Origin of the sequence: Pseudomonas sp. NA-150 (assembly GCF_044336365.1) — a bacterium.
GTDB lineage: Bacteria > Pseudomonadota > Gammaproteobacteria > Pseudomonadales > Pseudomonadaceae > Aquipseudomonas.
The window spans coordinates 1,988,402-2,012,304 of record NZ_CP172305.1 but is presented as its reverse complement, the minus strand read 5'-3'; the positions used below and the strand labels follow the sequence as shown (position 1 = coordinate 2,012,304).

The following is a 23,903-nucleotide window of genomic DNA, read 5'->3' as shown; positions in this document are numbered from 1 at the left end:
TGTGTCGAGTTCGGATATAAAAAGCCCCGACGTTGCGGGGCGTTATTGACGAAGGTTGAGTGGCGGCGCCAGTTCGTGACTTAAGCGGTTAATTTGAGTAATGGTCTCATCCGCCAATTGCCGCGCGGCATCGACATTGCCCTTGCTCATTTCCAGACGCAACGCTTCCTTACCTTGTAAGCGCACCGTCCTGATCCTCAATACAGCATCGTTGAGGATTGATGCCTTTGTCAGAATGTCTTCAGCGGCCTGTCGCGCGGTTCGATCATTGACGACCCACGCCGCAACGGATAACGGCACTTCGCCGGAGGGAAAACCACCTTCTTGAAACGCTTTAGCGTCCCGAGCGGCTTGCTCGTACTCCAGCACTCTCAAGGCGTCGCCTGCGATGGCATGACGGGTTGCATCTGCAACGGCATCAATAGCCGCGCAAAGCTTCAAACACTCCAGCTGATTCAGCTCTGTCTGTTTGTCTGGATCGAAAACCCATTCAGTGCCGGTCCAGCGATGTGCCGGGGTTGGCGGGGGCTGTCGTAATTCACCATCGATCTGGTGAAGGTCAGGTATCACTATCATCGGATCAGCTCCCAGGTGACATGTACGTTCACGGCGTCGGTGAAGTTGAGCGCAATGCCTGTGTCGTAGTCAGTTTGGGAATGCGACTTCATGCCCATGCTCGATAACAGTTCATCGCGGATCGCCTCTGTGGACCCGTAGGTGTGCTCGACTTGATAGCTCTGCCAAAGTGAACGGTGGACTGTATGGTCAAAACTGGCCGTCAATGTCGTGACTGTGATGTCGTTGATCGTATCGTTGGTAAATACTTGTACAGCCGTCGGATTTGCCCACCCGCCGGCATAGCCACTCACGGATGCAGCGCCAGGCGTCATAAGCGTGTAATTACCACCCAACCATTCGAAACTACTAAATCCCACAGACGTAATCAGCCCCCCTGAGGCCGGCACTATGTTAGAGGCCACCATACGAGCGCCCCGCGCATGAGGATCCAGCGGCAGATAAATCACACCATTACCATTGAGGTTTTTGGTCCAGCTCGGACGTACCAGGTTGTAATCCAGACGCACCTGCGCAGTTGTTCCCAGCGCGCCGGTCTTTACCTGGGCGATGCAGATATCTACCGGCGTTGATGCAAACCCGCCTCCGCTGACTCCGCCCTGTGTACCTTTGTACGTCGCCGGCGTCGGGTCAAACAGAGAGCCTTTCTGCGTATAGATCCGTAGTGTTCCCTTGGTGACCTGCGCCCGTAGGTAATATTCACTGTTGGCGTCCAGTTGCGGACTGGTCCATTTGGCCGTGGTGAAATTCCGAAGCCGCGCCAGTAGGTCAGATCCTACTGTTTGACCAATGCCAATGACCGTCCCGGCTTCGATAGAGACCTGGCCACCTTGCTTGGCCAACGCAACCGCGCTGACGGGAATTCGACCGTCTGCACTCGCCACGGTCGGCAACGGAAGCATCTGAATCGGTAATGCGAGCTCGCTACCAAGCCCATAACCATCCACCGAGTCGATGCTCTCGCCAGCCAACACCTGCCCTCGCGCGTCCACCGTCAAACGGTTGTAGGTACCCGGTGCCACGCCGGTCCTGCCCGATACCCTCCCAAAGGACAAGCCTGTGGTACCCAACGTGATGGTCCCTCCGGTGACTAGTTGCCAAAGACTACCGCCATTGACGGAGCCGATTTCAACCGGAACGCACAACCCTGCTGTCACTTCGAGGCTACTGTCGGCATCCTGCGTTCGCACCCAAGCGCCGCTGGAAACGATGTAGAGGCCATTTTCCTCGGGCAGTTTCTGGTCTTTAACCAGTACCCGATCATCTTCCACCAGCGCCACATCATCCACGGTTTGCAAACCGGCCAAAGCAATGTCTGCGATTGTCGCTACACGCACCGAGTTCTTGAAGTCTTGTTTATTGACCTCCTTCAGCACCTTCAAATCGACGTATTCACGGGTTGCCAACACGATGCTCGGATCGATCTTCAACACCACGTTCGCAGTGCTGCTGACGATAAAGACCATTCGCACAATTTGCGTGCGACCCGAGCCTTGCTCCAGCAGCGGCTTATAGCTGGGGGCGCAGTTACACACCGCCACCAGATCACCGTCTGCGTCGTATAAGCCGAGCTCACGTACCCACCACCCGCCGACATTCGCCGGCAAGACTTGCTCGGCGATCAGCAGACCGGGGTTCGCCGGGTCTCCTCGAAGTTGATTGAGTGGCGCTCGGCGCTGTTCATTGATCAGTGCCGTTTGCAGCCGATCGGGAACTGGGTCTGTGTTGTTCGCATCGCCAACGCCCATTTCAGTGATGAGCCAGGGGATACCAAGCGCCGTGGCGTTGGCCAGTTTGGCTTCACCGATGGCGGTGAGAATGGCGAAAAATTTGGAGTTCCGGTTAATCATGGGTACACGTCCAGGGTATCAATACTGTGTTCACAACCGCTCACGCCGATCAGGCCGGTGACCTCGATGTCATCTTGGGCGGGTGGGTAAATGTCTATTTCGTCGCCTTCGTAGACACAGGCACCGACGTAAATCGTGCCCGTGGTGCCCAGGCTGATGACTAGACCGGTGAGCTCGCGGGTCAGGGGTTTGGCGTCATCGATCAGCCAGGTCAGTTCCTGATACATCTCGTCGGTAATGCCGGTGTCGAGTACGCCGACTTCCAGGGAAAAGGTGCCCGGTACACCGGACGGCTCGGTCTGCCACCACTCGGTGATATCGATCAGATAACCTCGTGGTTCAACGACACGACGCAGAGCACCGATGGTGCCTTTGTAGGCATGCACGTGGAACGATGAGCGAATGGCGGCTCGCTTGACCGACTCGGACCAGTTGCTATCCCAACGGTCAACCGACCACGCCCAGGCCAGCCAGGGCAGAAGATGCGTCGGGCAGGTGTCCGGGTTGTACAAGGTGCGCAGTGGAACTTCGGTCTGCTCGGCAATTGCCACCTCAATAGCGCGCTCAAGCTGCGTACTATTCAGGGGTAACAAGCTGTTCATTTTGAGCCCCCAATCTGACGGTGAAGCCCGTGCAATAGGCCGCTTGATGCTTGCCCGGAGCGAGGTCTTTCCATCCAGTCAGCTCGACCCTGCGGACACCGCTGATATGCAGTCGTGCGTCAACGCCGGAGCGCGCCACTTCCAACCCCAAGCGTCGCCGTGGATTGATCCAGGCGCCCAGGCGTCGTTCGCATTCAGCGAGGATCGCTTCGTTTTCCGAGCCGACGCCTTCCATGTAGAGCTCAGCCTCAATCCGGTAGGGCAAAACCTCTGCACTGCACACCGTGACCCGATCTGCTACCGGACGGATGTCGTCGTCATTGAGATGGGCCGCGACGATATCCAGCAGGTCCTGATCAGCCTCACCCGGACCGTTGATGTTCAACACCGTGATCACCGCCTCGGCCGGCGCCGGGCTTTCGGCCGTTACATCACCGACCAGACCTGAGGCGTTGCGAGCATGCAGGATGTAGCTGCTACGAGGCCCCGCCGTGGTCAGCCCTTCGTAAACCAACTGAATCCGTTCACGCAGGGCATCGTCGGATTCCATGACCTTTTCGGTCGGTGGCACGCTGAGCTTGTTCTCCGCCTGAATCACCAGCCGCTTGAGCTTGACGTTGGCCGCCAAATGATCGAGGTCCGACTTTTCTGCATAGGCCAACAGCAACGCCTTGGCGCCATCGTTGACCCGCGCCCGGTTCAGCAGGCGTCGGTACGCTCCCAGCTCCAACAGCTTGACCACGGGGTCACTCTCAAGCGCGGCGGTCCAGCTGTCGCCCATGTACTGGCGAAAAGTGGCCAGTTCTTCGGCGTATATGGCTTCGAAGTCCAAAGCCTCCAGCACTTGAGGCGCTGGTAGGCTGGATAAGTCGACCGTGCTCATGCGGATACCTCCACTATCAGCCCTTCGCCCAAGTACTTGCCTGTCAGTTGCAGATCGATACGGCCGCCAACCACGGCAACCACGTTGACCCGGCTTAACTGCAGGCGCGGCTCCCAACGCCCCAAGGCCCGCGCCACTTCTGCCTGCACAGCGCCTTTCCAGCCTTCGCTGACGGGCAAATCCACGAAGCGCCGCAATTTGCTGCCGTAGTCCGGCCGCATGCGGCGACTTCCCAGAGGAGTGCCGAGAATGTCTTCAATGGATTGCTTGAGATGCGCGATACCGGAGATAGGCAGGCCAGAACGGCGGTCCATTCCGATCATGGCAACTACTCCAGCGGGTTGAAGTCTTCGTGTTGGTTGAGGAATTCCAGCAGCACGGTGTCAGCAGCTGCGATTCGTCCTTTCGCGACAGGGACAGCTCGACCGTCTGGAAGAATCAAGGTGCGGGAGGTGTATACGTTGTCGCAATAAATCACGGGGGCCGGATCTATCGGGACTTCCTTCACCGGGGGTTCATCAAGGATTTTTTCAACCGACGCATTGGCTCGGCCTTCGAATTTGGCATTGCTCATAAAGGGGAACTCCGGATATGAAAAAGCCCGCACGCGGCGGGCTGAAAGTAGCGGTGAATCAATGAGCGTGATTCGGGGTGTTGCCTGTGGTGTCGATGATCGCGCCGCCACCAAGGATGTCTCCGGCGACCGTTAACGGACCGTCAATGGTGACGGCACCGGAGATAGTGGTTGGCCCGGTCAGCGTGATTTGCCCTGCAAGCATTTCTACCTGCCCATCGGTCACTACCAGTTCGGAGCCCCCAACCTTGACGCTGACGGTGCCCGTGGGCAGGTCGATGGTGTAGCTCCCGGCTTGCCAATCGTAGGTCAGCGAGCCACCGTCCTCGAAGCTCCACACTTCCACGTGGTCTCGGTTGTCGGGTGCGGGTCCGGCGTCGCCATACAGGCCAGGAACGAACGTGCCCATGGCCGGGTTACCACTCGGGCTGAGCAACATGCCCTGCTCTCCCTTGGACGGAACTCGCCAATGCCGTGCCTTGCCTGCAGCCTGGCTGTGCCAACGAACCCAGGCACTGATCCAACCTCCACGCCTGACACGCACCTTCGGCGGTGAGGCCGTCAGGTCCAGCTCTTCGACCACGCACAGCATCATCATGGCCGCGAACATGCGGTCGAGTTCGCCGGTGGCATAGCTCATTACAGATCCTCCGGCGCTTTGTATTTCCCTTCATTGCCCGGTCCGGTGTCGGCATTGAAACCGAAGACCAGGATGCCGGGTGGCTCATTCGGCCATGGCCAGCTTTGCTCACCGAGGTAGATCTGTTGAGTCCACTCCACCAGCCACACCGTGTAGCCGTCGAGGTCGGGTTGAGTCCAGTCTTGCCCGGCCCTGACAAACTCGGCGGGCTCTACCGGCAGCCCCCAGGTTTGCGCCCGAAGCGCGACCGCACATTGCGAGGCTAACTGCACGGCTTGCTGGTTGTGGTGGTCCTTGATCGGGTCAACAACGATCCTTGCCTCAAACTTGCAGACCAGGCTCGTCTCACCGGTACCGATTTCCACGCCCGGCTCCATTTCTGAGAGCTCAAGGATTACTGCGGGCAAGGCAATGCTGCTGCCCGTAATTTCCGGCCATATTTCAACTGACGCCAAGCCAGACAGGCTTTTCAGCAGGTGCTGCTCAATGGCCCCGTAGAGCTGGTCCAGACTAAATGGTTGATCAGACACGGCCGCCTCCCTTCAGGTATTTGTGCAGTTCGTAGTTAAACTCTTGCTTGAGTACTTCCAGCAGACGCTCATCCGCACGACGCACCCAGGTTTCGAAGTGCGGCCTCACGTCTTCCAGCGATACTTTGGCTTTGGCCAACGGAAAGCGGCTGTCGTTTTCCGCGATCCAGCCCGAGCTACCGCCACGTCGCGCCGTCACCCGACTGTCTGGATAGTCGCCGGCAGAGAAATGCTTGCTCGCCGTGCGAATCCAGATATCGGCATTTGCGCCATAAACCCGTTTGTGGAACGCACCGCGATAACGCCGTCCGGCCACAGAAACACCCGTGCCGCTTTGCCGAGGCCGACCGGTGCGACTTGCCTCCAATGGGTTGATGCCAAACCAGAGCTTGCCGCGCATTGCGCTGCCAGTTACCGGGTAACTGCGCAATCGCTGCCGCACAGCACCCACCGCGATCCGCTCTTGCCTGGCCACAGCTCGAGAGGTGTGAGTACGCAGCCAATTCAACGTCTTGTTGATCGCGCGACGCTGCGCCGCCGCGGCTGCTTTGGGTACCTGTTTTGCGAACTCAGCCATCGCCTGCAGATGCGCCGTCGATGGCTGGATAGTGAGCATCCCGCCATTGCGTTTGCTTTCACTGAAGCTGCCTACGCTCATGCCCGCATCCTCAGAATCAAGGCCACCAGACCGTCGCCGCTCGGCTCCGGTCGCACCAGATCGTATTCGCCACCGCCATCCATCTCAGGGAGATCAATAGAAACCAGCATGCCCTTTTCCAGGCCTACCGCATCGGCGACGCGGATGACGAAATTGGGTTCACGCAAGCCGGTCCCCAACCGTCCAACCTTCGGCTGCAACCAGGGCACAGAGAACATGCCGAGGACTGGCTCGGATCGGCCTTCGATGCGGCCGACATCGGACAGCGTGTCAAACACCACCGCATCAATCTCGGCCACCAGGTCACGGAAGCTCATGGTCAGATCTCCAACAAGATCTGTGCCCGTGGTCGAGTGCACAGGTGCAGCGGGTTGGATTGCGCCTCACCGGCAACCCCCTTGTTGAAAGGCAGCGGCTCCAGCTTGCTGTAGTAGGGAATGCCTTGGGTGTTCACCGTTTCCATGTAGTCGGCAGGTGCGAAGACCGAGATGTACAAATCAGGGACGCCTTCGGGGACCAGCAGCGCCTTGTCATCATGGACAAAGGAAATCCCGGCGACCTTACCGCGATAACGCTCCCAGACAATGCCGCCAAACTCAAAGCTTTCCCGCGCATCACCGCGTAAAGCGGCTGCCTGTAGCGAGTTGAGGTATGTTTCCTTGACCGATTTATGAACGACCAACTTGTTCCAGAAATTCTTGCCGCAGAAGGCTCGGGAACCGCTACTGGTAATGCTCCCGAGGGCGTCTTCCTGCATGTCCAAAGCTTCTCCGCAGCTGATCCGCAGTTCCGTTCCTTGGTCATCCAGGCCCATGCGCAGCGTTTGCCGTTCGACGCCAAATCGGTCGTAGATATCGAGCAATACCGTCTTGCCGTCAGCATCCAGGACCTGGCCGTTCAGAGCGCCCATGCGCTGAAACTCATGGGTGACATCCAACTGCCGACGAGCCTTGGCAAGCCGGGCGTTGACCACGTCCTGTACAGCCTGTAATTCGCTGCGGGTACCGAATGCGCGAATGCTCTGCACTTGATCCGCCGTGATGGTGAAGCGTTCCGGCAAATGCACGGTGTTGAATGGGATCAAGTTGCGCTTACTGGCATTGACCACCAGACCGGAACTACCTCGCTCGCCCGCAGGAACCAGCGCCAGAGTGTCGCCATCCTTTTCGACCTGCACGGTCAGGGTAGTGATGCCTTCTTCCTGAAAAAGTCCAAGGCTGCCGATGCGACCCGGCAAATAGGGTTGCTCGTTGATAGCAGCCGTCAGCGACGTCACGGAGAACGCTTCGTCATCAAAAATGCCCATCTCGGCCATGTGAGTAATCTCCAAAAATGAAAAACCCCGCTCATGGCGGGGTGGATTAACGAGGATGTGGGTCTTAGCGAACGATGACGAAGTGCGCCGCCAAGGCCTTTTCGGCGTCGGGGTCCAAACCCGTCAGGCAGGCTTCGCTGACTTCTGCCAGCCGCACAACAGCCCGGCCACGGCGCACGATGTCCGATTGCCCCAGCGGCCCGAAAAGAATCGCTTTGGCATCCTCGGTACCGTCCTCGGCAGTCGGGTTGTACGGCGCGAATTCGCCCGTTGCGGCAACCAGACCCAGCAGTTGCCCTGGGCTCAGGGCATCGCCTGCAGCGACGTTGATCGTTTCTCGTGAAATGTTTCCGGGGCCCTCGGACAAGAGAAACTCCCCAGCGTGCATGGGCTCTTTTTTGATGACGGTCATGGTCGAACACCTTTCAATGATTGTGATTGCCCGGCCTGCGCTACCTTGCGAGCGGCATAGATACCAGGCGGGTCTGGCTGTTTGGCCAGCACCTTGGGCTGCGGGTCATCTGCCAGCGGCAGGCTGTTGTCGATCTCGAAGCCCTTGCCACTGCCAACCAGCTTGTCGAATAGCCGTCCTCGTACACCCGCAGTGTCCAACCCAGCTTTGACGTACTCCGCAGTCAACTCAGGCAGCCGTGCCGCAACGCAGAGGTCGTGCACCGCCTTGGCCCGTGTCAGTCCCGCCTGAACCGTGGCCTCATCCGATAGCTTGGTAGAGTCGATCAATGCCTCGATCAGGTTGCTGATACCGGCCTTGGCGCAGCTCTGGGTAATCATCAAGGCCAGCTTGGCCGAGTTCCCAGTGGGCTCAGGTGGCAGCGGATCTTCAGGAGCTAACGGCTCTGGGTCTGCGTCGAGCTGCTCCAGCAACGCTTTCGGTGCGTGCTGATAACGCTGCAGCGCACCGCCCTGACCGAGACAGGCTTTGACCTTGACGCCGTCGCCCACCTCGTCGGCCAACCCCAGCGCGACGGCCTCATTGGCGGTAAGCCAGGTTTCCGCGTTGACCAGCCGACGTAGCTCGACCTCATCGGCATCAGGTGCCTTGGACTTATACGCGGCGATAATCGCTTCCAGCGTTTGGTCGAGCACTGCGGCGACCTGACGGAAGTCATCAGCATCCCCCGCCGCATACGTCCAAGGGTTATGGATCATCAACATCGCGTTGGCCGCGATCACCACTCGGTGCGCGCCGCAGACCGCAACGCTCGCCGCACTGGCGGCCAAAGCATCGACCCGGCCGGTACAGCGCTCTCCCAACCGAGACAGCGCGTTGTGGATCGCCAAGCCGTCAAACAGGTCACCGCCGATGCTGTTGACGGCGGCAATCACCGGCGACACGCCGTCATCCATCGCGCGAAGGTCGCGCACGAACTGATTGGCTGTAATGCCCCAGGCACCGATCTCGCCGTAAACGAACACTTCGATAACCCGTTGCTCGCTCTCGCCGCTGGCGAGCAGGTGGTACCAATGTTTGTCTTGTACCGGCACTTGCTTCCCCGCGCGGTTAAAGATGCGCGGAGTTGATTGTTTGTTCATGGCTGTTCCTTCTCGTCAGGTGCTTCAACGAGTTCAAGAGTTTTGTAGTTGAGGCCTTTGTCACGGGCGCGCTGTGCGTCGGCCGCGTTTTCTTCGTCGACGGTTTCCGCGTCGTAACCGGTGCGCAGGACCATCTCGCTTCGCGAGGCGAACCCTGCATTCACTTCCATCATTCGCGATTGAACGTCTTGCACCGGATGCAGATAGGCCCAGCCCTGTGGCACCCAACGCGTCCGCTGGTATTCACGGCGCCGTTGCGCGTAGTCATCCAGCAGCAACGCGCCCGAGAGAACCGCCATATCCATCCAGGCAGCGCGCACCGGGCGACACAGTTGATGCACGTAAACACCAAACTGAAGCTGTTCAAGGCGCCGCCGAAACTCGTTCAGCACCACCCGCAGCGCCCGGTCGTTGACGTCGCGCATGTCGCCCGTGAGGATTTCGTACGGCGTGCCTGAACCCGCCGCCGCAGCCATCAGTTGCTGTCGCATGAAGTCCGGGTAGTTGTTGCCCGCATCGGGCGGCTTGGAGAACTCCACCTCCTCGCCCGCGCCCAGCTCCTGCATCGTGCCGGGTTCCAATGCGGCCATCGGCGTGAAGCCGTCTCTGTCTGTGGTCAATGGCTCGCCGGTCACCGGGTTGCGTGGCTGCTGACCTGCTTCAAGCGGAGGCTTGGTGATGAAGCCCGCAAACAGGTTGGCGACCTCCTGCCGAAACAGCACCGCGTCGTCGTAGTTATCGAGACTGCGCAACCGCTTGAGCACCGGAGCTAGGCGCGGAACACCGCGAAGCTGGCCCGGCTCGATCGGCTCGAAGATGTGCAACACCTGGGTGGCCGGCACCCGAACCAATTGGTTGTAACCGCTGTTCAACGCCGATGCATCACGGGGATGAGAGCGGTACATCCAATACGCCACTCGCCGTCCTACAGGGTCAAACTCAATCCCGGCGCGGATGATGTTTCCATTCTTGGTGGTCTCGAACTTGTCGTGCGGGACAAACTCAGGCGCCAGTGTCTGGAGCTGCAGGGGCACCGCGAAGCCCGCTTCCAGGCTGCGCGGCCGGAATCGGACAAAGCACTCCCCTGCTGTTTCTACCGTGCGTGCGATCAAGGCTTGCTGGCCGTAAAAATCGGTTAGCCCGTCAGCGTCAGACTCGTCCACCCAATCGTCCCAAAGCTCCTGAAGCAAATGCCGTAGGGCATCGTCCTTGATCTTGGGTCGTGGGTTGATGCCGGTCCCAATCAGGTTACTGACACGTTTGTCGATGGTGTTAAAGGCATAGGGATCGTTGCGCACCGCCGCCCGCGAACGCGACCGCAGATTACGAAGCGCTGGCATAATCAGGCTGTTCACGCCGTCATCCGGCGCATCCCAACTGGCCGATCGACGGCCTTCGCCAGCACCTTCGTAACTGGCTCTGATGTTCGACGGCAGCACAAACCCATTCCGCGTAAGCGTCGGATATCGTGCCATCAGAGTCCCTTGCCTCCATGGGAAAGCCGAACCACGCGTGAACGTGGTCCGGCAGAGTTCGCCAGCGCCGTACGGATCTGGTCGCGAGCCTTCAGCAGCTCGTCCACGGTGCGGTATTCAACCGTTCGGTCGGCATAGCGCACGGTTTTCTCACCGCGAGCGATAGCCGCCTCAATTGCGTCGAGGTGCTTTGGGGTAAAGGACATAGGGCATGCTCTTGAGGATGCCTGGCGGTGTCATATAAAAACCGTCAGACGAAATTCTGGTTTCTAGACTCTTGCCGGAAACTACCACCGTAAAAACGTGTGTCAGCGCTTCAGCCGGTTCCTCTACCGGGACTTTTGGCAGCCGTACGCGCCAGTAGATGCACCCGCACCCAGCCCGCGATTTCCTGACTCATCGACGTTTCAGGTAGCCGCTACTACTGATGCGCCGAGACGGGATCGGTGTGGCGGGCTGCTTGGGAGAACGGGGAGCAGCGATAACTTTGGGCAGTACCTGAACGGGCTCAGCGGTCAATGGCTCAAACGCTGCATCCGAAGGTTCGTCAACAGGCTCGGGAGGCAAGGTCTTATCTTCAAACAGGTGGTGCTGCATGAGCGATTGTCGAACCTTGTCCCAGTCGCTCTCGTTGTAACGACCAAGGCCAAGGTATTCCGCCATTGCCAACGCATACACCATCAGGTCGAGCGCTTCATTTCGCTCGGCCTTCCCTTTGGTCCATTCAACCCGACGCTTGCCTTTCACGTAACGAGCTACTTTACGCTCAGCTACACATTGGGCGAAAAAGTCATCGGGAAGATCTTTAGCGAAGTGCAGCGACCCTGGACCGGACTCCAGCGGGTAACGGTTGTAGATCCAGTCCTTAGCGGTATCAGTGCCGATCATCCAAAGCTCGGCGCCGTTCTTTTCGATGTTCCCTCGCCAGTTCACATCTACCCGCGATGGACGTTGCGCAATGATGTTTTTCCCCGGTTGGCTTTCGCCTTTCACCGCAAACACATTGCGCCAACGTCGTACGCGGCAGAACTGGTAAACCTCATGCGTGTGGTGACCGCCCGAGTCGACCGCGGTGGCTAAAATGGCGAGCCCCACTCCGCATACATGCCGGTATCGAGCTTTCAGCTTGTCGTCCAGCACGTCCCAGGTGCGCGAGTCAGAGGGGTCGCCCATGATGACCTGGTGATCCACGACCCAACGCTCAAGCCCTGCACCCCAACCGATCACGATGAACTCAAGCCGGTTGCCCTGCACGTCAACTGCGGCGGTCAGCATCAACGCACCGACAGGCACTGTCCCCAGCACGTAGTTTTCAGAGCAAGCACGGGCTTGCAGCACTTCAGCTTTGGTCTGCTCCATGGCGTTGTCCCAGACCAGTGCAAGCTTGGTGTTGTAAAACACCTGCATCGTGGCCTGATCGCCCTGTTTCTGCTTGATCAGAGCTTCGTCAAAGTCCTTCGCGAGTGACAACCAACTGGTCCACCCCAAAGGTGCATACAGCGCGTTCAAGTGGAAGCCAACCGTTTCACCGTCACCCTCGGCATGAGCCCGCCATTCTCCCTTCGACAGCATGTTGCCTTTCTCATGCTCCTCAATCAGCGCACCGCAATCAGGGCCGTTGCACAGGTACTGAACCCACTTGTAGGCCTCATCCCATTTGAGGTTTTCCCATTCAAGTACCTGCGGGTGACCGCAGTGAGGACATGGCACGTAGTAGTGTCGTTGGTCGCTGATCTTGTACAGATCATCAATACGTGAAGCGCCCTTGAGCGTCGGTGAACTTGAAAAGTAGAACTTCGCATTCCGGCCAAATGTTGACGCCCGGGCTTCGGCAAGCTTGACCGGATCACCTTCGTTATCGAGGTCCATCTCCCAGCGATCAATCTCGTCGCCATAAACGTACCGCACTGACTTTTCCGCCAGGTTGGAAGATGAACCGGCAGTGGCTATGAACAGCCTCCCGCCCTCAAACTGCTTGTTCTCCCAAGTGTTCTTTCCTTTCTTGGATCGCGGAACAACGACTCGTTGGCGCAACTCAGGAACCGCCTCGACCGCTTGATCGACCCGCCCTGCCACGCTTTGGGCCAGTTTTTGCGTGGGTTCCAGCAGCAGAAAATTAGCGGGTGCCATGTGGATGCAACCACCAATCCAGTTAAGCGCCACTTGGGTTTTCATCAACTGAGAGGCCACCATTGTCACCACACGCTTGCATGGGTGTGACGGTGAAAGGCAGCGCATGGGCTCGCGGGCGTAAGGGGTGCGACTGGTTCGATAGGGTCCCGGTTCAGCGGCTCCAGAATCCTGAGGGATGCGCATGTACTTGTCTGCCCACTCGTCGACCCACAGCTCAGGTTCCGGGCGCAGCCCTCGAAAATAGCCTTGGCGATAGGCATGTGCTCCATCGACTTGTTCGCTATGCATGGTGTTCTCCCGAGGAGAGCGCATGTTTCAAGTCCGCTGTGGATATGCGCTCAGCATCTTCCAAGGCCCTGCGAATAGCTGCTAGCAGGTGCTTTTCAACACGCCATGGATCTGTCATCGCGGCCAGCTCTGGAGCTATCTGAGTTGGCACTCCGAGCAGCAGGTCTCTGATCAATCGCCCTGCGTTGTAGGCCGCCGTATCGACTGCAGATAACTCAACCAGCGTGCCTTGGTTTTTGTAGAAGTCCGCCTCAACCGTCATGGCCGTGAAGTGTTCACGCCGAGCGCGAGCCTTTTGGAAGTCGGGGGCCTGCAATGGTATAGGAGGCAAGCCAGACGGCGCAGCCTGTAAACGCGCCGCTCCGTGTGATGGGCTGTCAACACGACCGGAGAGAGGCCGTGGTTCAGGAGGAATTGTCTGACGCACGGCATCTGTCATTTTGCTCGGGTCACTGGTCTGCGCGATCAGCAAGTCTGACGCGACAACATCAACCAGCCCGGCTTCGTTAAGGACCAGTCGTCCCTGTTTAGCGAGCTTTGAAACATAGGGTTTTGACCAGTTTCGGGCAGCGGCAAAGGCCGACTTACTCAAGAATTCCATATTCATAATTACCGGTTAACTCAATGAAAACAACTAGTTAACCGTTAACCAACTGTTAACCAAGTTTCCAGCCCAGCCAGTTTCACTTTCTCGCGGGTTTCCTGCCCCGTACCCTAGGAAGTCCCGCAGGGTCCCCGGCTCATTTCGTGACGGTGGCCGCGACCTGACGCTTGATCTCGTCGCTGATCATCTTCGCCGACCAGGATCGCTGCACGGTATCCGACCCAGCCTCTAACTTGGCAGCATCCCCCGCCGCAATCGCTGTGGGGATCGTCGGCTTCTCGCTCAGGTCATCGAAGCTGCCCGAGAAGCTGGACGTGCCCGCGCCGATGGCTGCTCGGGCCGCTGCCTCGTCGGCGCAGGTCAGCATCGTCTTGCCGACGGTGCTCGCGTCCGTGATGTCGCCAGCAGTGATATCGCCTGGTGCGCCACCGCCCCCGTCCGCAGATCCTTTCACTACCGCCTGCAGGACCTGAAAGCCCTCGGTGATGGAGACAGGGCTGCCGAAAGGTTGCCAACCCTCCGCAATGCGAGCGGTCAGTTTCAAGACCAGGGACGCGGCGTCATCGGCGACAACGGCGTTGTATTCGGTGTAGGCCATTTGCTTGTCCTCAAAGTGAAAGCGGGGGGCTTGCTATTGCATGTATTCACTGGCCAGACTCGTTGTTTGCTCGACGCTCACAAACTCCCAACCGCTTGGCTGCCCAACGCTCACAAACTCCCAACCGCTTGGCTGCCCAACGCTCATAAAGCCCGATGGCCACGTCGGCACCCGCCATCGCTGTAAGGCAGCCGATGCCGCCCGCAGTCCAGACCGACGCCCCTGCAGCGACCAAGAGCATCATCGTAGACAATCCGCAGACCACACATGCGCCGGAACGCAGCGCTAACCGCCTGACCAACGTCCAGCCACGCATGCCGTCCTTGTCGGCTCGCCACATCTCGCCGGTTACGCCGCCGACCATGGACAGGATGACCACCATCCAAATCGGCATATCTACTAATGCTTGCTGTTCATTTGTCATTTATTCAGATCCACGGGTTAGACTAATCGCGAGGGCATCGGCAAAAGGATTCAACGCCGGTGACGTCAAGTCGTAAAAACTAGAAAGGCTAGGAGGCCAAATGAACTTCATACACTCGCGTGAACATCTCTCAGAAGGTGACATCGTTGTTGTCGAGTGCTCACATCAATGCAATGTGCGCCTGACAACTGACACAAATTTTTCAGCGTTCAAACGAGGTGGCGCGCACAAATACTTTGGTGGTTTCTTCAAAATGCTGCCGGCACGTGTTGCGGTTCCACATACTGGTGAATGGAACATAACCATCGATTTAGGTGGTGGCAGCGCCAATATGAAGTACTCCATTAACATCATTAGAAACAGCTAGCTCGCCATGGCATTGCACCAGAGCCAGCTCTAGAGCTGCTTTGATCCTTGTCAGGGTTAGGTCTTTGCCATAAGCGGTTGAAGTGAAACCGCCTATGGCATTTCTTGCCCAGACCAACTCCCCGTTATCGTTCCTTATCTGAACTTCCATCATAACCCTGCCCCATAAACGCAAAAACCCGACTCAATGGCCGGGTTCAGTATGTGGTGCCTGCCGCTCTCTGCGGTCGCACCTATCGAAGATGACTACTTTTTACAGGTGGATTCCGGTGGCAGCAACCCCGTGGGACTGCCACCCGGTGAATATGTGGTCAACGCAGGGTGAACGCCTAGGCAATGTCGGTGAATACACCTCCCCGGCTACCGCGCCTCAGGCGCTTCCAATTGCTGCCTCACCCTCATTTTCAAGGTAAGACGGCGCAAGGCGCCTAAATACAAGGCTCTGCCTTACTGTCCTACCTTTTATTCTCTTTTACGGGTGATAGGGAGTATTTAAAAACACGCTGGCGCGCGATGCGCGCGTATGTGGTCGCGCTACGCTCATGCGGGTGATGTCGGGTTAACGCCGGGACGGTAGGACAGGCCACGAATGACGCGGCCCGCGCCTGACCCACTGCATGAAAACGCAGTGAGTCAAGGCGGACCGAGTCCTGAGCCGCAGATGTGGCGATCCCAAGCATCAAGCAGCCTTGGGCATAAGCAACCCTGCGATGCACAGATGAGCCTCATGCAACCGCTGGTAGTAGGTGTCGCGGCTACATCCGCAGTGGGTGTACTTCTGCGACAGGAAACTATCCGGGTTGCAGTAGTGCTCCCGAACGACCACCGACAACTCGGGTGCCAGGTGCTTATTGACGATCAGCTCTATGTCCGCCGACTCGTCCAACAACACCCGACTCCCTCGCGTTCCCCGTATCAGCTCGCCTTTGCACTCCATCAACATGGCAATCATGTTGCCGCCGCCCAACTCCGAACCCTGGCGGTTACTGTGCAGGTCTTCAGCCCACAGCTTTAGCTTTTCATCGATTCGCCTAATCATCGAAGCACGGCTCTTCGAACTCAACTCGAGTCAGTGCGGAGGCGCCGCCCCAGCCCTTTGGCTTCTTGTATGCCCACGGCCGCTTGCCACTCTTGGGCAACGCTGCCAGTCGCACACGTCGCCAACCAAGCCGGTGCATGATAGCGCCGACGCGCATCTGCTCGGGCTTGCCCCAGTGACCGAAATCCAGCTTCAGCGCACCACCCAGGACTTCGCTGCCCGTGGTCGTTTCACCGATCTGAGACTCCTCCAGCCAGACCAGAATTGGCCCTTCCCATTCGTCCACCACAAAGCGTTCGTCCTGCGCCTCGGTGAACATCGGGGCCTCCTCGCGCTTGACCCACCAGATGTCGCCGGCTTGATAACAGAACATCGCCTCAGCCCAGAGTTGATCGCGGATCTCGCGCAAGCGGTCCAGGTCAACCATCGTGCACGACACTGGCCAATAGCGTCGGTTGCCCGTGGCGTCCTTTAGGTATTCCTCTTGGTTGGTGGTACCCACGAACACACACTGGCGTGGCACGTCATTACTTCTGCGGCCGTAGCTCTCGCGGTAGGTGTCGGTGGAGGCGGAGAAGAACTGCTTCGCCTTGGTGGACTCGGCCTTGTTGAAGCTGTCCAGTTCACCCAGCTCGATGATCCACTTCCCTCGGATCGCTTGAAAGCCGTCTTTGTCGCCGAGCACAAAAGGTGTATCCATGAACCATGCGCCGCCAAGAATATCCAGCGCGGTCGACTTCCCTTCACCCTGCCCGCCCTCAAGAATCATCACCGCGTCAGCCTTACAGCCTGGCCGCATGACTCGGGCCACTGCTGAGATCATCCAGCGTTTGCCCACCTTCGATGAGTAGTCACTGGCCGCAACCCCCATCACTTCAGTTAGCCAACGCTCAAGCCGGGGTACACGATCCCATTCAAGCTTATGCAGGTACTCGCGCACTGGGTGAAACGCATGGTCATGGGCAACCACACTGACTGCCTCAATCACGCTGGATGGTTTCACCCGCAGGTTGTATTCCTGTGCTAGCCACTTCATCACGCGCGTGTCATCGATATCAGTCCAGTCCCCTGTTTCGCCGCCAAACGGCGCCGCCCTCAGCTTTACGATCTTGGAGCTGAACGAACTGAAATTGATGACCCCAGCCCAGCGCACATCGTTACCCAGAATCAGCTCGACGTTCGACATGTGCGCAATCAGCGCGCCGTTTTCGGTCCGAGCCAATCGGTCCTTCCAACCGCCTGCAGCTGGGGGTTTGATCACCGCCAGCACCTGCCGCCGAACAGCCTCCAATCCCTCTGCGCAATGCAGGTCATTGAAGTCCGTCCACTTGTCGTGACGCTCACCGGAAAAGATCGGACCTACTACCTGGCCGCCAACGATCAACGCCAGCGTTACTGCCCTTCTCTTCACCTGGGTTCCAAGGCTCGCCGTTCGGCCGCTTGGTCTTCCAGTCGTCATCCCGACAGACAATCAAAGGCCGACCAGGGAAGCGCTCGCGCATGACCTTGGCCACCTCGCGCAGATTTCCCGCATCAAAGGCAATGGCCACCGTCGACGAGGTCGCCATATGCAGGCTAGCGCCGGTCGCGTAGCCCTCACACACCAGCACTGGCTCACCCGGTTCCGGGTGCGGGCCGATCAAGTGAAAAGCGCCCTCCTTCGACATGCCGTAGGGCCAATACGATTTGTCTCGGCCTGTAGCTTCCTGCTTCTCAGGGAAGATTACCTGTAGGCCGACAATCTGGTCCCTAACGTTGCACATGGGCACCAACAACGCACCGGAACGCGGAGCATATCGAACGCCAAAGCCGACAATCTGCTTTCTGTCCAGATAGGTGCTACGTCCTTTTTCCGGCATGCGCTTGAATATCGCCGCCGCGCGATTCGCAGCACGGCGAGACGCATTGGCCGCGACCTCAGCGGCTCGACGCTTGGCCTCCTCCTGACGGACACGCATCACGTCGCGCTCTTCCGCTGTCATGCGCCCGGGCTTGACCTTGATCTTCTGGGACTCGCCGGAACGCCAATCACCGAAGCTGCCAAAGATCAGGGTTTCGCCTTTAGCGGTCAGGTACTCATGCGCGACGTACCAGCCGTTTTTCTCCTTGCCTTTGTCTTGAGTAGTTTTACAACGAGTGAGTTTGCCGTAGACCAAAGCGCTACCAGGCTCCAGTCCGTAGTCGGCGAATTGATTAAGAACTTCATCGAGCATGACGAGCATCCCTTGCTTCCTCAATCCGCTGGCAAGCAACGCAGTGGGTGCATCCTTGAACAGCCAATCGACGCTCCGATGGGATCGGAACATTGCAGCCGTCGCAGTATAAAAATGAGTGGCGAACCGGAGCGATCTTGCGAGCGGCGAGCGCTTGATCGATGCGCTCTTGCACCAGGTCATTCGCGAAGTCGGCGATGTCAGACATGTTGCACCTCCTGAGTCCGCGAACGAGTTCCTGAAGTCCGCGCGATGGTCCGTCGCCCGAACGTTACGCGTCGCTGACCATCAATCGCTTGGCCTCGTCCAGGTTCATTATCTGTGCGGAGCCGGGAAAATGGACTACGCCATGCGTCAGAGCCAAAGCCCCGTCCGGCAAGGGATCCGACCCGTTCCAGTCGTCTACGATCTGGGTTTTTTCGAAGAATTTGCACATCTGCTCGGCGAGTGTCGTTTTGCCCGAACCCTGTGGACCAGTAATGATCAATGCCTGCATTTTGTTTTACCTCGTATGAAAAAAGGAGACGCGAAGATGTTTCAAGGAGATATGCGCAGCACACACTTCCCGTATCGCCGTGAACAATTGGGGCGCGCCGGCTGGCTTATTCACGGTCAGCCCCCCGTGTTGTTTGATTGACGTAAGAGGCGCGGTTGTACATCGCCAACAACGCCTGAATCCCCCGAAACACCTGCAGCCGTATCTCGGCCAACTCCCCGTCACTCACCTTCCCGTCGCCAATGTGCTTGCCCCAGGTATCGGACAAATCCGCGACCTTATGGAAGAACAGTGCAATGCCCGTGGTCAGCGTTGCTGGCATTTCATCGGTATAGGCCTCGGCCAGTTCCTGCCAGATCGTGTCACCGACCAACGCATGAACCGCATCCAGAATCCGACGGTCTTTAGTCAGCTCCAGGATCTCGGCGAACTCTTGAATATTTACGAGATGTGACGGATGTGTAGGAGAAAGCTTGTGTTGGAGCGTCGTGGCGTTCCGACCGGTTGTGGCCGCTATGGCAGCAGCGCCGCCGGGGTAATCTCGTGCTGCGTGGTACATCGCCAATTCGAGCGTAAGAATTTCCTTCGTTGCTCGATCGGCATTACTCAGAGCAATCCGGCTCATGGCATTAATCCTTAAATGTTGCCAGTGCCGCGCGATACAGAGTGGTGATACATTCCGCCGCGTGGCTTGAATGGGCCCAAACGCCGGTCTAGATCCGCAAGATCGAAACCGGCACCGTGCCGAGGCGAACACTCCGTTGTTCACCTCTGGCGCAACAGCTGTCCTCACTGTGGTGGGAGGGGCAGCTACCCAAGGCATCCGTGCCTTGAAAGCGCGGTAAAGTTCGACGGTTGCATGTGGTGTGCTCGCCTGACTTAACCGCGACCCGACAACATTGTGGTGATGTGTGCCGGGAGGGACTGGGCGACCTTGGGGTCGCCTTTTTTCTTGCTACGCCGCCTTGCTAACAGGAGCCGATTCAGTGATCCCAAAATGCTCAAGCACCTCGCCGAGCGAGACACGCCCTTCGCTCTCACGAGTGAGGGATCTGAGCAAAGAAACACTGGGGTCCTTGCTTGCGTACTTGACGTGCAGTCGTAGATAACTCAGAGCAATACCGCACCGGCCGGCATAGGCCGTGAGCCCTTTTGAATCCAGTGTGTCGATGTAATCGCGTAGCTTCATGTCTTGTACCTCCGACGCACAAATTAACCGTTAAGGTTAACTATTGCAATACCCACATGGACATTCACCTAAAAGGTTAATCCAGACAGAATCGGTCCATGAAAATTTCAGATACCCGCCTACAGAATTTCCGTCGCGTTTTGGCCGAGAAGAAGCTCCGCCTGACCGATATCGCTGATCGCCTCGGCAAAGCACCGGCGCAGGTGAGCGCTTTCGGGGGGAAGAACCCAACGAAAGGTATTGGTGATCAGATCGCGCGCGAGATTGAAAAAGCTCTGGAGCTACACAGTGGCTATCTAGACATGCCATTTGGGCTTGGTGAGCACAATGGTGCTACGGCGCTTGCTCACACGGGACGAAAGTTGCCGGTGATGGGGTCGATTGCTGCAGGGGCATGGTGCGAAACGGAAGACGGCTTTGACCCGAAGGATACTAAGGAGTGGATTGATGCCCCTGGCCCAGTCGGCCCTCGAGCATTCATTCTACGGGTCGAAGGCGTTAGTATGGAGCCCAAGTTTATGGAAGGTGACAAGATCGTGATTGACCCGTCGCTTGACGCACTCCCAGGCCATTTCGTCGCAGTCAAACGGTCAAATGATCAAGCCGCGACACTCAAGCAATTAAAACAAGAAGGTAACGAGCAGTATTTATACGCACTCAATCCCGACTGGCCAGAACGAATCATTCGAATGACCGAAGAATGGAATATCTGTGGTCGGGCGAGATGGAAAATATCAGATTTGTAAATTATCAAAAATGCGAGAAGAACTTGAATAATTATGACGTCGACCAAGGCAGCATCGGAGAAAGTGTCGTATCAAATTATTTGACTATGATATTCAATGGCGAAGTCACTAAAGAGACCATGCGCGGAGAAGGTATTGGCGCGCTAGACTTACAATTGAAATTCAAATCAAGCTTTCCAGAAAACAGCTTCACCCAAGTTGCCGTACAAGTTAAAACAGGGCCCAGCTTTGGAACATGGACACCTTCTAAAAATAGGTTCAGACTTCAAGGTATTAAAAGCGCGCATCTCGATAAGTGGCGAGCTTCGAATCAGCCAGTCCTCTTAATTTGGGTCAGATTAGATCCAGTATTAAAGCTATACTGGAAGCTCATTACAAAAAAAACTCCCCTTGAAACCCTTTCTGTCTCCGAAAATCATCTTCTGACCCCTGCATCTCGGCCGGAAATAGAACGTCTGTTGAATATCCACAAAACAGGCCCTACCAATATCCAGAAAATTGATACCCACTCACTAATGTCAACTGCTGACATTCGCGAATGGTCAAAACCTCGGTTTGCTAAAGTGAAGGGTGTAGTTAACAGTTGCCTCGGGCATGTAAGAATATCTAATTACTCCTGGAGACATTTAACTAGGGTCACTCGCCCTCAGTCCCATATTCAAGATAGCCTGACCGCTTTACCGTATATAAAACTGCTTCTATCAGCCACCCCTCATCAAATTCAAACTTTATCAGTCAATAAAATTGAACAGAATGGACGAGTCATCGTAACCCAAAAAGTACTCGCCATTTATCGAGATGTTAGATTTAGCGATAAAAAAACATGCGCAGTTTATGTACGATTAGACGAGCGACTGGAGTTTAAAAATGATTGGAAAGACAGGGCATTGATCAGACAAACAGTCCGTCATGATCTAAAGCTAGAAAGCATATTCAGAAAAAAAACGGAAAAATAGTGCGCATCCCCCCTCTTCACTAACCTATTCCGCAAAAGAAGCATAAATGCCTTTCCGCTAAGAACACCGTACAGAGAGACGCGTTAGTACGATCGCGCGCGAGAGCTGAGGAGCGCGCGGCTATTTTGCGTATTACGATCAGAATGTCAACGCAATTTTTTCAAAGGCAGGGTCAAACCATAAATTAACCTATACGGTTAATTTATGGTTGACATGAATACCCTCAAGGTTAATTATCACCTCACTCTTCCATCACAGAGCGAGGCAATCCATGCACACCACTGCAACCCTGCACGTCCACCCGACGTGCGCAAGCAACCGCCAACTGATCGAGCAGCTGCAAACCACCACCGGCTGCACGGTCATCGTCCATCACGGCAAACCCAAACTCGTTGCACGTCGCTACACACCTGCCCCCTTCGACCCCAACGACGGAGGGCGCGCAGCATGATCATGCTCAAGCTCGACGACCGTTGCCGACAGTTGCTCGCCGCTCAAGCCAACCTGGGCGGCACCTTCAACCACGCCTACGAATGCGGGCAGAACCGTCGTCCTCTGTCGTTTCGACTGATTGTTGAGCGCAATACCCCAAACACGGTGTTCACCGTCGAAATGGGTAATCAGCGGCATTCGATCACCCTGCCCCAGGGCAAAAAGAACACACCGTGGAGGCTAGCGGCGTTCATCGAAGAGATTGCCAACGGCCAAATCGATGCCGGCACTGCAGCAGAAACTCTGCCACCCGACGCACCGCGCGGACCTCAGTCCCGAATGACCAGCGAACAAGAGCAACGGCTGCTCGAGCTGGTGCGCAAAGGCGGATTGCTCAGCCTGGAAATGGGGTTCGAACAACCGATCCACGTTGCCATTCACCGCACTCAATCCCGGACAGGCATCACCACCATCATGAGCATTGGTGAGCGTCGACCGCGTACCAAATGCTTCACCGTGTATGGCCAGCCGGTCGAGGTCTATCCGCGTCTCGTCGAGTCCATTAACCACCTGGCTGACGCTGCGACTCCCGCAGCGCAGGCCGCTTAAGGAGGTACGCGATGGAACGCGATCTAGCCCAAACCGCCGACTTCTTCGGCATGACTCGCCCCGCGCTTATGCAACTCATGCGCGCAAAGGGCTTGCTCAACGAACGCAACCTACCCGCCTTCCCCACTAGGGACCGTGCGTACCTGTGCATCAAAGATGGCCACTGGTATCACGCGAAGTTGGGCATGCAATACAGCCAGTCCACGAGAGTGAAGCTGGCCGGCATTCAGTGGCTCGCGGAGCAGTTGGGCCTTGAGCTACCCCCCATTCAGGCAGATGTCCGTGGCGTGGCCTAGGGAATACGCCCGCCAGATCGTCGCCATGAAGACACGCGAAGAGCGCAACGCCGCACTCCTCGAAGTGCCGGAGCATCTGCGCGAGCTGACCAAACGCCACTGCCTGAACGCCTGGAGCCATCCATCAAGGAGGAAACACCATGAACAACGAAACAATTGATCGCCTACTCATCCGCCTGCTGCGCACTCCCGAAGATGAGCGCACCCAGGAGCATGTCGTCGAAGCGCTGGCCCTCGTCAGAGAGGCGGCCAATCTAGAGGCGACAAGCCAGGATGAGCCCTTTAAGGAACAGCTCAAGTTAGCTGCCATTGCTGAGCTCCTGACGAGCGAGCTGAACATGTCGAACTTCAGCGTTTCACTCGATATGCGCGGCCTCGGCGTGCACAGAATCCAATCGCTATCCCTTTCAATGACGGGCTCAGATAAAACCTGGTTCTTTGGATATGGAAAAACGGCAGAGGAAGCACTCAAGGATCTGCACGAGCACAAACCGAAGGCCGAGTGCTCCGCATGAAAGACATCAGTCAAAGCTCGCTACGCCTGCAGCCTGCCCCGGATGCAATCACCGTGGAGTTGCTCTACCGCACCTTCGGCGACGTGCTCATCCCCCTGGACAAGCTGCGCGTGCAGTACTTCCGCAACCTCAACGAGCACTCGTTCGCCGCCGAGATCAACAGCGGCCGCATTGAGCTGCCTGTCACCACACTGGATAACAGCCGCAAGGCACCGAAGTTCGCCCACATTCGGCATGTCGCCGCGCTGATCGACATCCGCGCATACCGGGCGGACGAGGAGCTGGCGAGGCTGCAAAACGAATCATCCGAACAGACCGAAAAACCGTAACGGCTGCTATCAG

At 57.3% G+C, this 23,903-nt stretch carries 33 protein-coding genes and 1 pseudogene; 9 read left to right on the top strand and 25 right to left on the bottom strand.

Annotated features, from left to right (window positions below; all coding sequences use genetic code 11):
- Positions 1-42: 42 nt before the first annotated feature.
- The 19 genes from ACF0H7_RS09650 to ACF0H7_RS09560 all read right to left on the bottom strand — a co-directional run bounded on the left by ACF0H7_RS09650 (position 43) and on the right by ACF0H7_RS09560 (position 14,704).
- Positions 43-576 carry a phage tail protein gene (locus tag ACF0H7_RS09650; protein WP_397452532.1) on the bottom strand — a complete coding sequence of 178 codons (534 nt, stop codon included), beginning with the start codon at positions 574-576 and terminating at the stop codon, positions 43-45.
- Positions 573-2,426 carry a phage tail protein gene (locus ACF0H7_RS09645; RefSeq protein ID WP_397452531.1) on the bottom strand — a complete coding sequence of 618 codons (1,854 nt, stop codon included), beginning with the start codon at positions 2,424-2,426 and terminating at the stop codon, positions 573-575. The genes ACF0H7_RS09650 and ACF0H7_RS09645 overlap by 4 nt, the downstream gene beginning before the upstream one ends.
- On the bottom strand, positions 2,423-3,028 hold the full coding sequence (locus ACF0H7_RS09640; protein WP_397452530.1) for a phage tail protein I: 606 nt from the start codon (positions 3,026-3,028) through the stop codon (positions 2,423-2,425). Before ACF0H7_RS09640 ends, ACF0H7_RS09645 begins: the two co-directional genes overlap by 4 nt.
- The gene (locus ACF0H7_RS09635; protein ID WP_397452529.1) at positions 3,003-3,911 is read right to left on the bottom strand and encodes a baseplate J/gp47 family protein; all 909 of its coding nucleotides are present in this window, start codon (positions 3,909-3,911) and stop codon (positions 3,003-3,005) included. The genes ACF0H7_RS09640 and ACF0H7_RS09635 overlap by 26 nt, the downstream gene beginning before the upstream one ends.
- Entirely contained in the window at positions 3,908-4,234 is a 327-nt protein-coding gene (locus ACF0H7_RS09630) for a GPW/gp25 family protein (RefSeq protein WP_397452528.1), read from the bottom strand. Before ACF0H7_RS09630 ends, ACF0H7_RS09635 begins: the two co-directional genes overlap by 4 nt.
- A 5-nt stretch (positions 4,235-4,239) precedes the next feature.
- Positions 4,240-4,485 (bottom strand): hypothetical protein, encoded by a 246-nt coding sequence (locus ACF0H7_RS09625; RefSeq protein ID WP_397452527.1) that lies wholly within the window; start codon positions 4,483-4,485, stop codon positions 4,240-4,242.
- 58 nt (positions 4,486-4,543) lie between these two features.
- Positions 4,544-5,125, bottom strand: a complete 582-nt coding sequence (locus tag ACF0H7_RS09620) for a phage baseplate assembly protein V (protein WP_397452526.1) — start codon at positions 5,123-5,125, stop codon at positions 4,544-4,546.
- Positions 5,125-5,655 carry a hypothetical protein gene (locus ACF0H7_RS09615; protein ID WP_397452525.1) on the bottom strand — a complete coding sequence of 177 codons (531 nt, stop codon included), beginning with the start codon at positions 5,653-5,655 and terminating at the stop codon, positions 5,125-5,127. Before ACF0H7_RS09615 ends, ACF0H7_RS09620 begins: the two co-directional genes overlap by 1 nt.
- Positions 5,648-6,313, bottom strand: coding sequence for a hypothetical protein (locus tag ACF0H7_RS09610; RefSeq protein ID WP_397452524.1), 666 nt, complete (start codon positions 6,311-6,313; stop codon positions 5,648-5,650). Before ACF0H7_RS09610 ends, ACF0H7_RS09615 begins: the two co-directional genes overlap by 8 nt.
- Complete coding sequence (locus ACF0H7_RS09605; protein ID WP_397452523.1) at positions 6,310-6,630, bottom strand: hypothetical protein; 321 nt, start codon at positions 6,628-6,630, stop codon at positions 6,310-6,312. The genes ACF0H7_RS09610 and ACF0H7_RS09605 overlap by 4 nt, the downstream gene beginning before the upstream one ends.
- A gap of 2 nt (positions 6,631-6,632) precedes the next feature.
- Positions 6,633-7,628, bottom strand: coding sequence for a major capsid protein (locus ACF0H7_RS09600; RefSeq protein WP_397452522.1), 996 nt, complete (start codon positions 7,626-7,628; stop codon positions 6,633-6,635).
- Between the two features lie 64 nt (positions 7,629-7,692).
- The gene (locus ACF0H7_RS09595; protein ID WP_397452521.1) at positions 7,693-8,040 is read right to left on the bottom strand and encodes a head decoration protein; all 348 of its coding nucleotides are present in this window, start codon (positions 8,038-8,040) and stop codon (positions 7,693-7,695) included.
- Complete coding sequence (locus tag ACF0H7_RS09590; RefSeq protein ID WP_397452520.1) at positions 8,037-9,182, bottom strand: head maturation protease, ClpP-related; 1,146 nt, start codon at positions 9,180-9,182, stop codon at positions 8,037-8,039. Before ACF0H7_RS09590 ends, ACF0H7_RS09595 begins: the two co-directional genes overlap by 4 nt.
- The gene (locus ACF0H7_RS09585) at positions 9,179-10,657 is read right to left on the bottom strand and encodes a phage portal protein (protein ID WP_397452519.1); all 1,479 of its coding nucleotides are present in this window, start codon (positions 10,655-10,657) and stop codon (positions 9,179-9,181) included. Before ACF0H7_RS09585 ends, ACF0H7_RS09590 begins: the two co-directional genes overlap by 4 nt.
- Entirely contained in the window at positions 10,657-10,863 is a 207-nt protein-coding gene (locus tag ACF0H7_RS09580) for a phage head-tail joining protein (protein WP_397452518.1), read from the bottom strand. The genes ACF0H7_RS09585 and ACF0H7_RS09580 overlap by 1 nt, the downstream gene beginning before the upstream one ends.
- A 190-nt stretch (positions 10,864-11,053) precedes the next feature.
- Complete coding sequence (locus ACF0H7_RS09575; RefSeq protein WP_397452517.1) at positions 11,054-13,078, bottom strand: phage terminase large subunit family protein; 2,025 nt, start codon at positions 13,076-13,078, stop codon at positions 11,054-11,056.
- On the bottom strand, positions 13,071-13,679 hold the full coding sequence (locus tag ACF0H7_RS09570; protein WP_397452516.1) for a terminase small subunit: 609 nt from the start codon (positions 13,677-13,679) through the stop codon (positions 13,071-13,073). The genes ACF0H7_RS09575 and ACF0H7_RS09570 overlap by 8 nt, the downstream gene beginning before the upstream one ends.
- Before the next feature lie 139 nt (positions 13,680-13,818).
- Positions 13,819-14,280: a DUF1737 domain-containing protein gene (locus ACF0H7_RS09565; protein ID WP_397452515.1), complete on the bottom strand. Its 462-nt coding sequence runs from the start codon at positions 14,278-14,280 to the stop codon at positions 13,819-13,821.
- A gap of 46 nt (positions 14,281-14,326) precedes the next feature.
- A complete protein-coding gene (locus ACF0H7_RS09560) occupies positions 14,327-14,704 on the bottom strand; it encodes a phage holin family protein (protein ID WP_397452514.1) in 378 nt (125 codons plus the stop codon).
- 100 nt (positions 14,705-14,804) lie between these two features.
- Here ACF0H7_RS09560 and ACF0H7_RS09555 point away from each other — a divergent pair, with 100 nt between their 5' ends.
- The gene (locus tag ACF0H7_RS09555; protein WP_397452513.1) at positions 14,805-15,071 is read left to right on the top strand and encodes a DUF1883 domain-containing protein; all 267 of its coding nucleotides are present in this window, start codon (positions 14,805-14,807) and stop codon (positions 15,069-15,071) included.
- A gap of 678 nt (positions 15,072-15,749) precedes the next feature.
- Here the strand turns inward: ACF0H7_RS09555 and ACF0H7_RS09550 are convergent.
- From ACF0H7_RS09550 to ACF0H7_RS09525, 6 genes and pseudogenes are all read right to left on the bottom strand, one after another.
- Positions 15,750-16,109 carry a hypothetical protein gene (locus tag ACF0H7_RS09550; RefSeq protein ID WP_397452512.1) on the bottom strand — a complete coding sequence of 120 codons (360 nt, stop codon included), beginning with the start codon at positions 16,107-16,109 and terminating at the stop codon, positions 15,750-15,752.
- Positions 16,102-18,322: pseudogene (locus tag ACF0H7_RS09545) on the bottom strand (VapE domain-containing protein). Before ACF0H7_RS09545 ends, ACF0H7_RS09550 begins: the two are co-directional and overlap by 8 nt.
- Positions 18,312-18,530, bottom strand: a complete 219-nt coding sequence (locus ACF0H7_RS09540) for a TraR/DksA family transcriptional regulator (RefSeq protein WP_397452511.1) — start codon at positions 18,528-18,530, stop codon at positions 18,312-18,314. The pseudogene ACF0H7_RS09545 and the gene ACF0H7_RS09540 overlap by 11 nt, the downstream one beginning before the upstream one ends.
- Positions 18,531-18,593: 63 nt before the next feature.
- Complete coding sequence (locus tag ACF0H7_RS09535) at positions 18,594-18,818, bottom strand: ATP-binding protein (RefSeq protein WP_397452510.1); 225 nt, start codon at positions 18,816-18,818, stop codon at positions 18,594-18,596.
- A 106-nt stretch (positions 18,819-18,924) separates the two neighbouring features.
- Entirely contained in the window at positions 18,925-19,443 is a 519-nt protein-coding gene (locus ACF0H7_RS09530; RefSeq protein ID WP_397452509.1) for a phage regulatory CII family protein, read from the bottom strand.
- Between the two features lie 330 nt (positions 19,444-19,773).
- Positions 19,774-20,007, bottom strand: coding sequence for a hypothetical protein (locus ACF0H7_RS09525; RefSeq protein ID WP_397452508.1), 234 nt, complete (start codon positions 20,005-20,007; stop codon positions 19,774-19,776).
- 98 nt (positions 20,008-20,105) lie between these two features.
- On the opposite strand from ACF0H7_RS09525, the gene ACF0H7_RS09520 reads away from it, so the two are divergent.
- The 8 genes from ACF0H7_RS09520 to ACF0H7_RS09485 all read left to right on the top strand — a co-directional run bounded on the left by ACF0H7_RS09520 (position 20,106) and on the right by ACF0H7_RS09485 (position 23,890).
- Positions 20,106-20,753: a LexA family protein gene (locus ACF0H7_RS09520; protein ID WP_397452507.1), complete on the top strand. Its 648-nt coding sequence runs from the start codon at positions 20,106-20,108 to the stop codon at positions 20,751-20,753.
- The gene (locus ACF0H7_RS09515) at positions 20,708-21,709 is read left to right on the top strand and encodes a DUF4365 domain-containing protein (RefSeq protein ID WP_397452506.1); all 1,002 of its coding nucleotides are present in this window, start codon (positions 20,708-20,710) and stop codon (positions 21,707-21,709) included. Before ACF0H7_RS09520 ends, ACF0H7_RS09515 begins: the two co-directional genes overlap by 46 nt.
- 271 nt (positions 21,710-21,980) lie before the next feature.
- Positions 21,981-22,160, top strand: a complete 180-nt coding sequence (locus ACF0H7_RS09510) for a hypothetical protein (protein ID WP_397452505.1) — start codon at positions 21,981-21,983, stop codon at positions 22,158-22,160.
- Positions 22,157-22,750 carry a hypothetical protein gene (locus ACF0H7_RS09505; protein WP_397452504.1) on the top strand — a complete coding sequence of 198 codons (594 nt, stop codon included), beginning with the start codon at positions 22,157-22,159 and terminating at the stop codon, positions 22,748-22,750. The genes ACF0H7_RS09510 and ACF0H7_RS09505 overlap by 4 nt, the downstream gene beginning before the upstream one ends.
- Positions 22,751-22,761: 11 nt before the next feature.
- Positions 22,762-23,046, top strand: a complete 285-nt coding sequence (locus ACF0H7_RS09500) for a DNA-binding protein (protein ID WP_397452503.1) — start codon at positions 22,762-22,764, stop codon at positions 23,044-23,046.
- A gap of 25 nt (positions 23,047-23,071) precedes the next feature.
- Complete coding sequence (locus ACF0H7_RS09495; protein WP_397452502.1) at positions 23,072-23,206, top strand: hypothetical protein; 135 nt, start codon at positions 23,072-23,074, stop codon at positions 23,204-23,206.
- Positions 23,187-23,561: a hypothetical protein gene (locus ACF0H7_RS09490; protein ID WP_397452501.1), complete on the top strand. Its 375-nt coding sequence runs from the start codon at positions 23,187-23,189 to the stop codon at positions 23,559-23,561. The genes ACF0H7_RS09495 and ACF0H7_RS09490 overlap by 20 nt, the downstream gene beginning before the upstream one ends.
- Complete coding sequence (locus ACF0H7_RS09485; protein ID WP_397452500.1) at positions 23,558-23,890, top strand: pyocin activator PrtN family protein; 333 nt, start codon at positions 23,558-23,560, stop codon at positions 23,888-23,890. Before ACF0H7_RS09490 ends, ACF0H7_RS09485 begins: the two co-directional genes overlap by 4 nt.
- Positions 23,891-23,903: the final 13 nt, after the last annotated feature.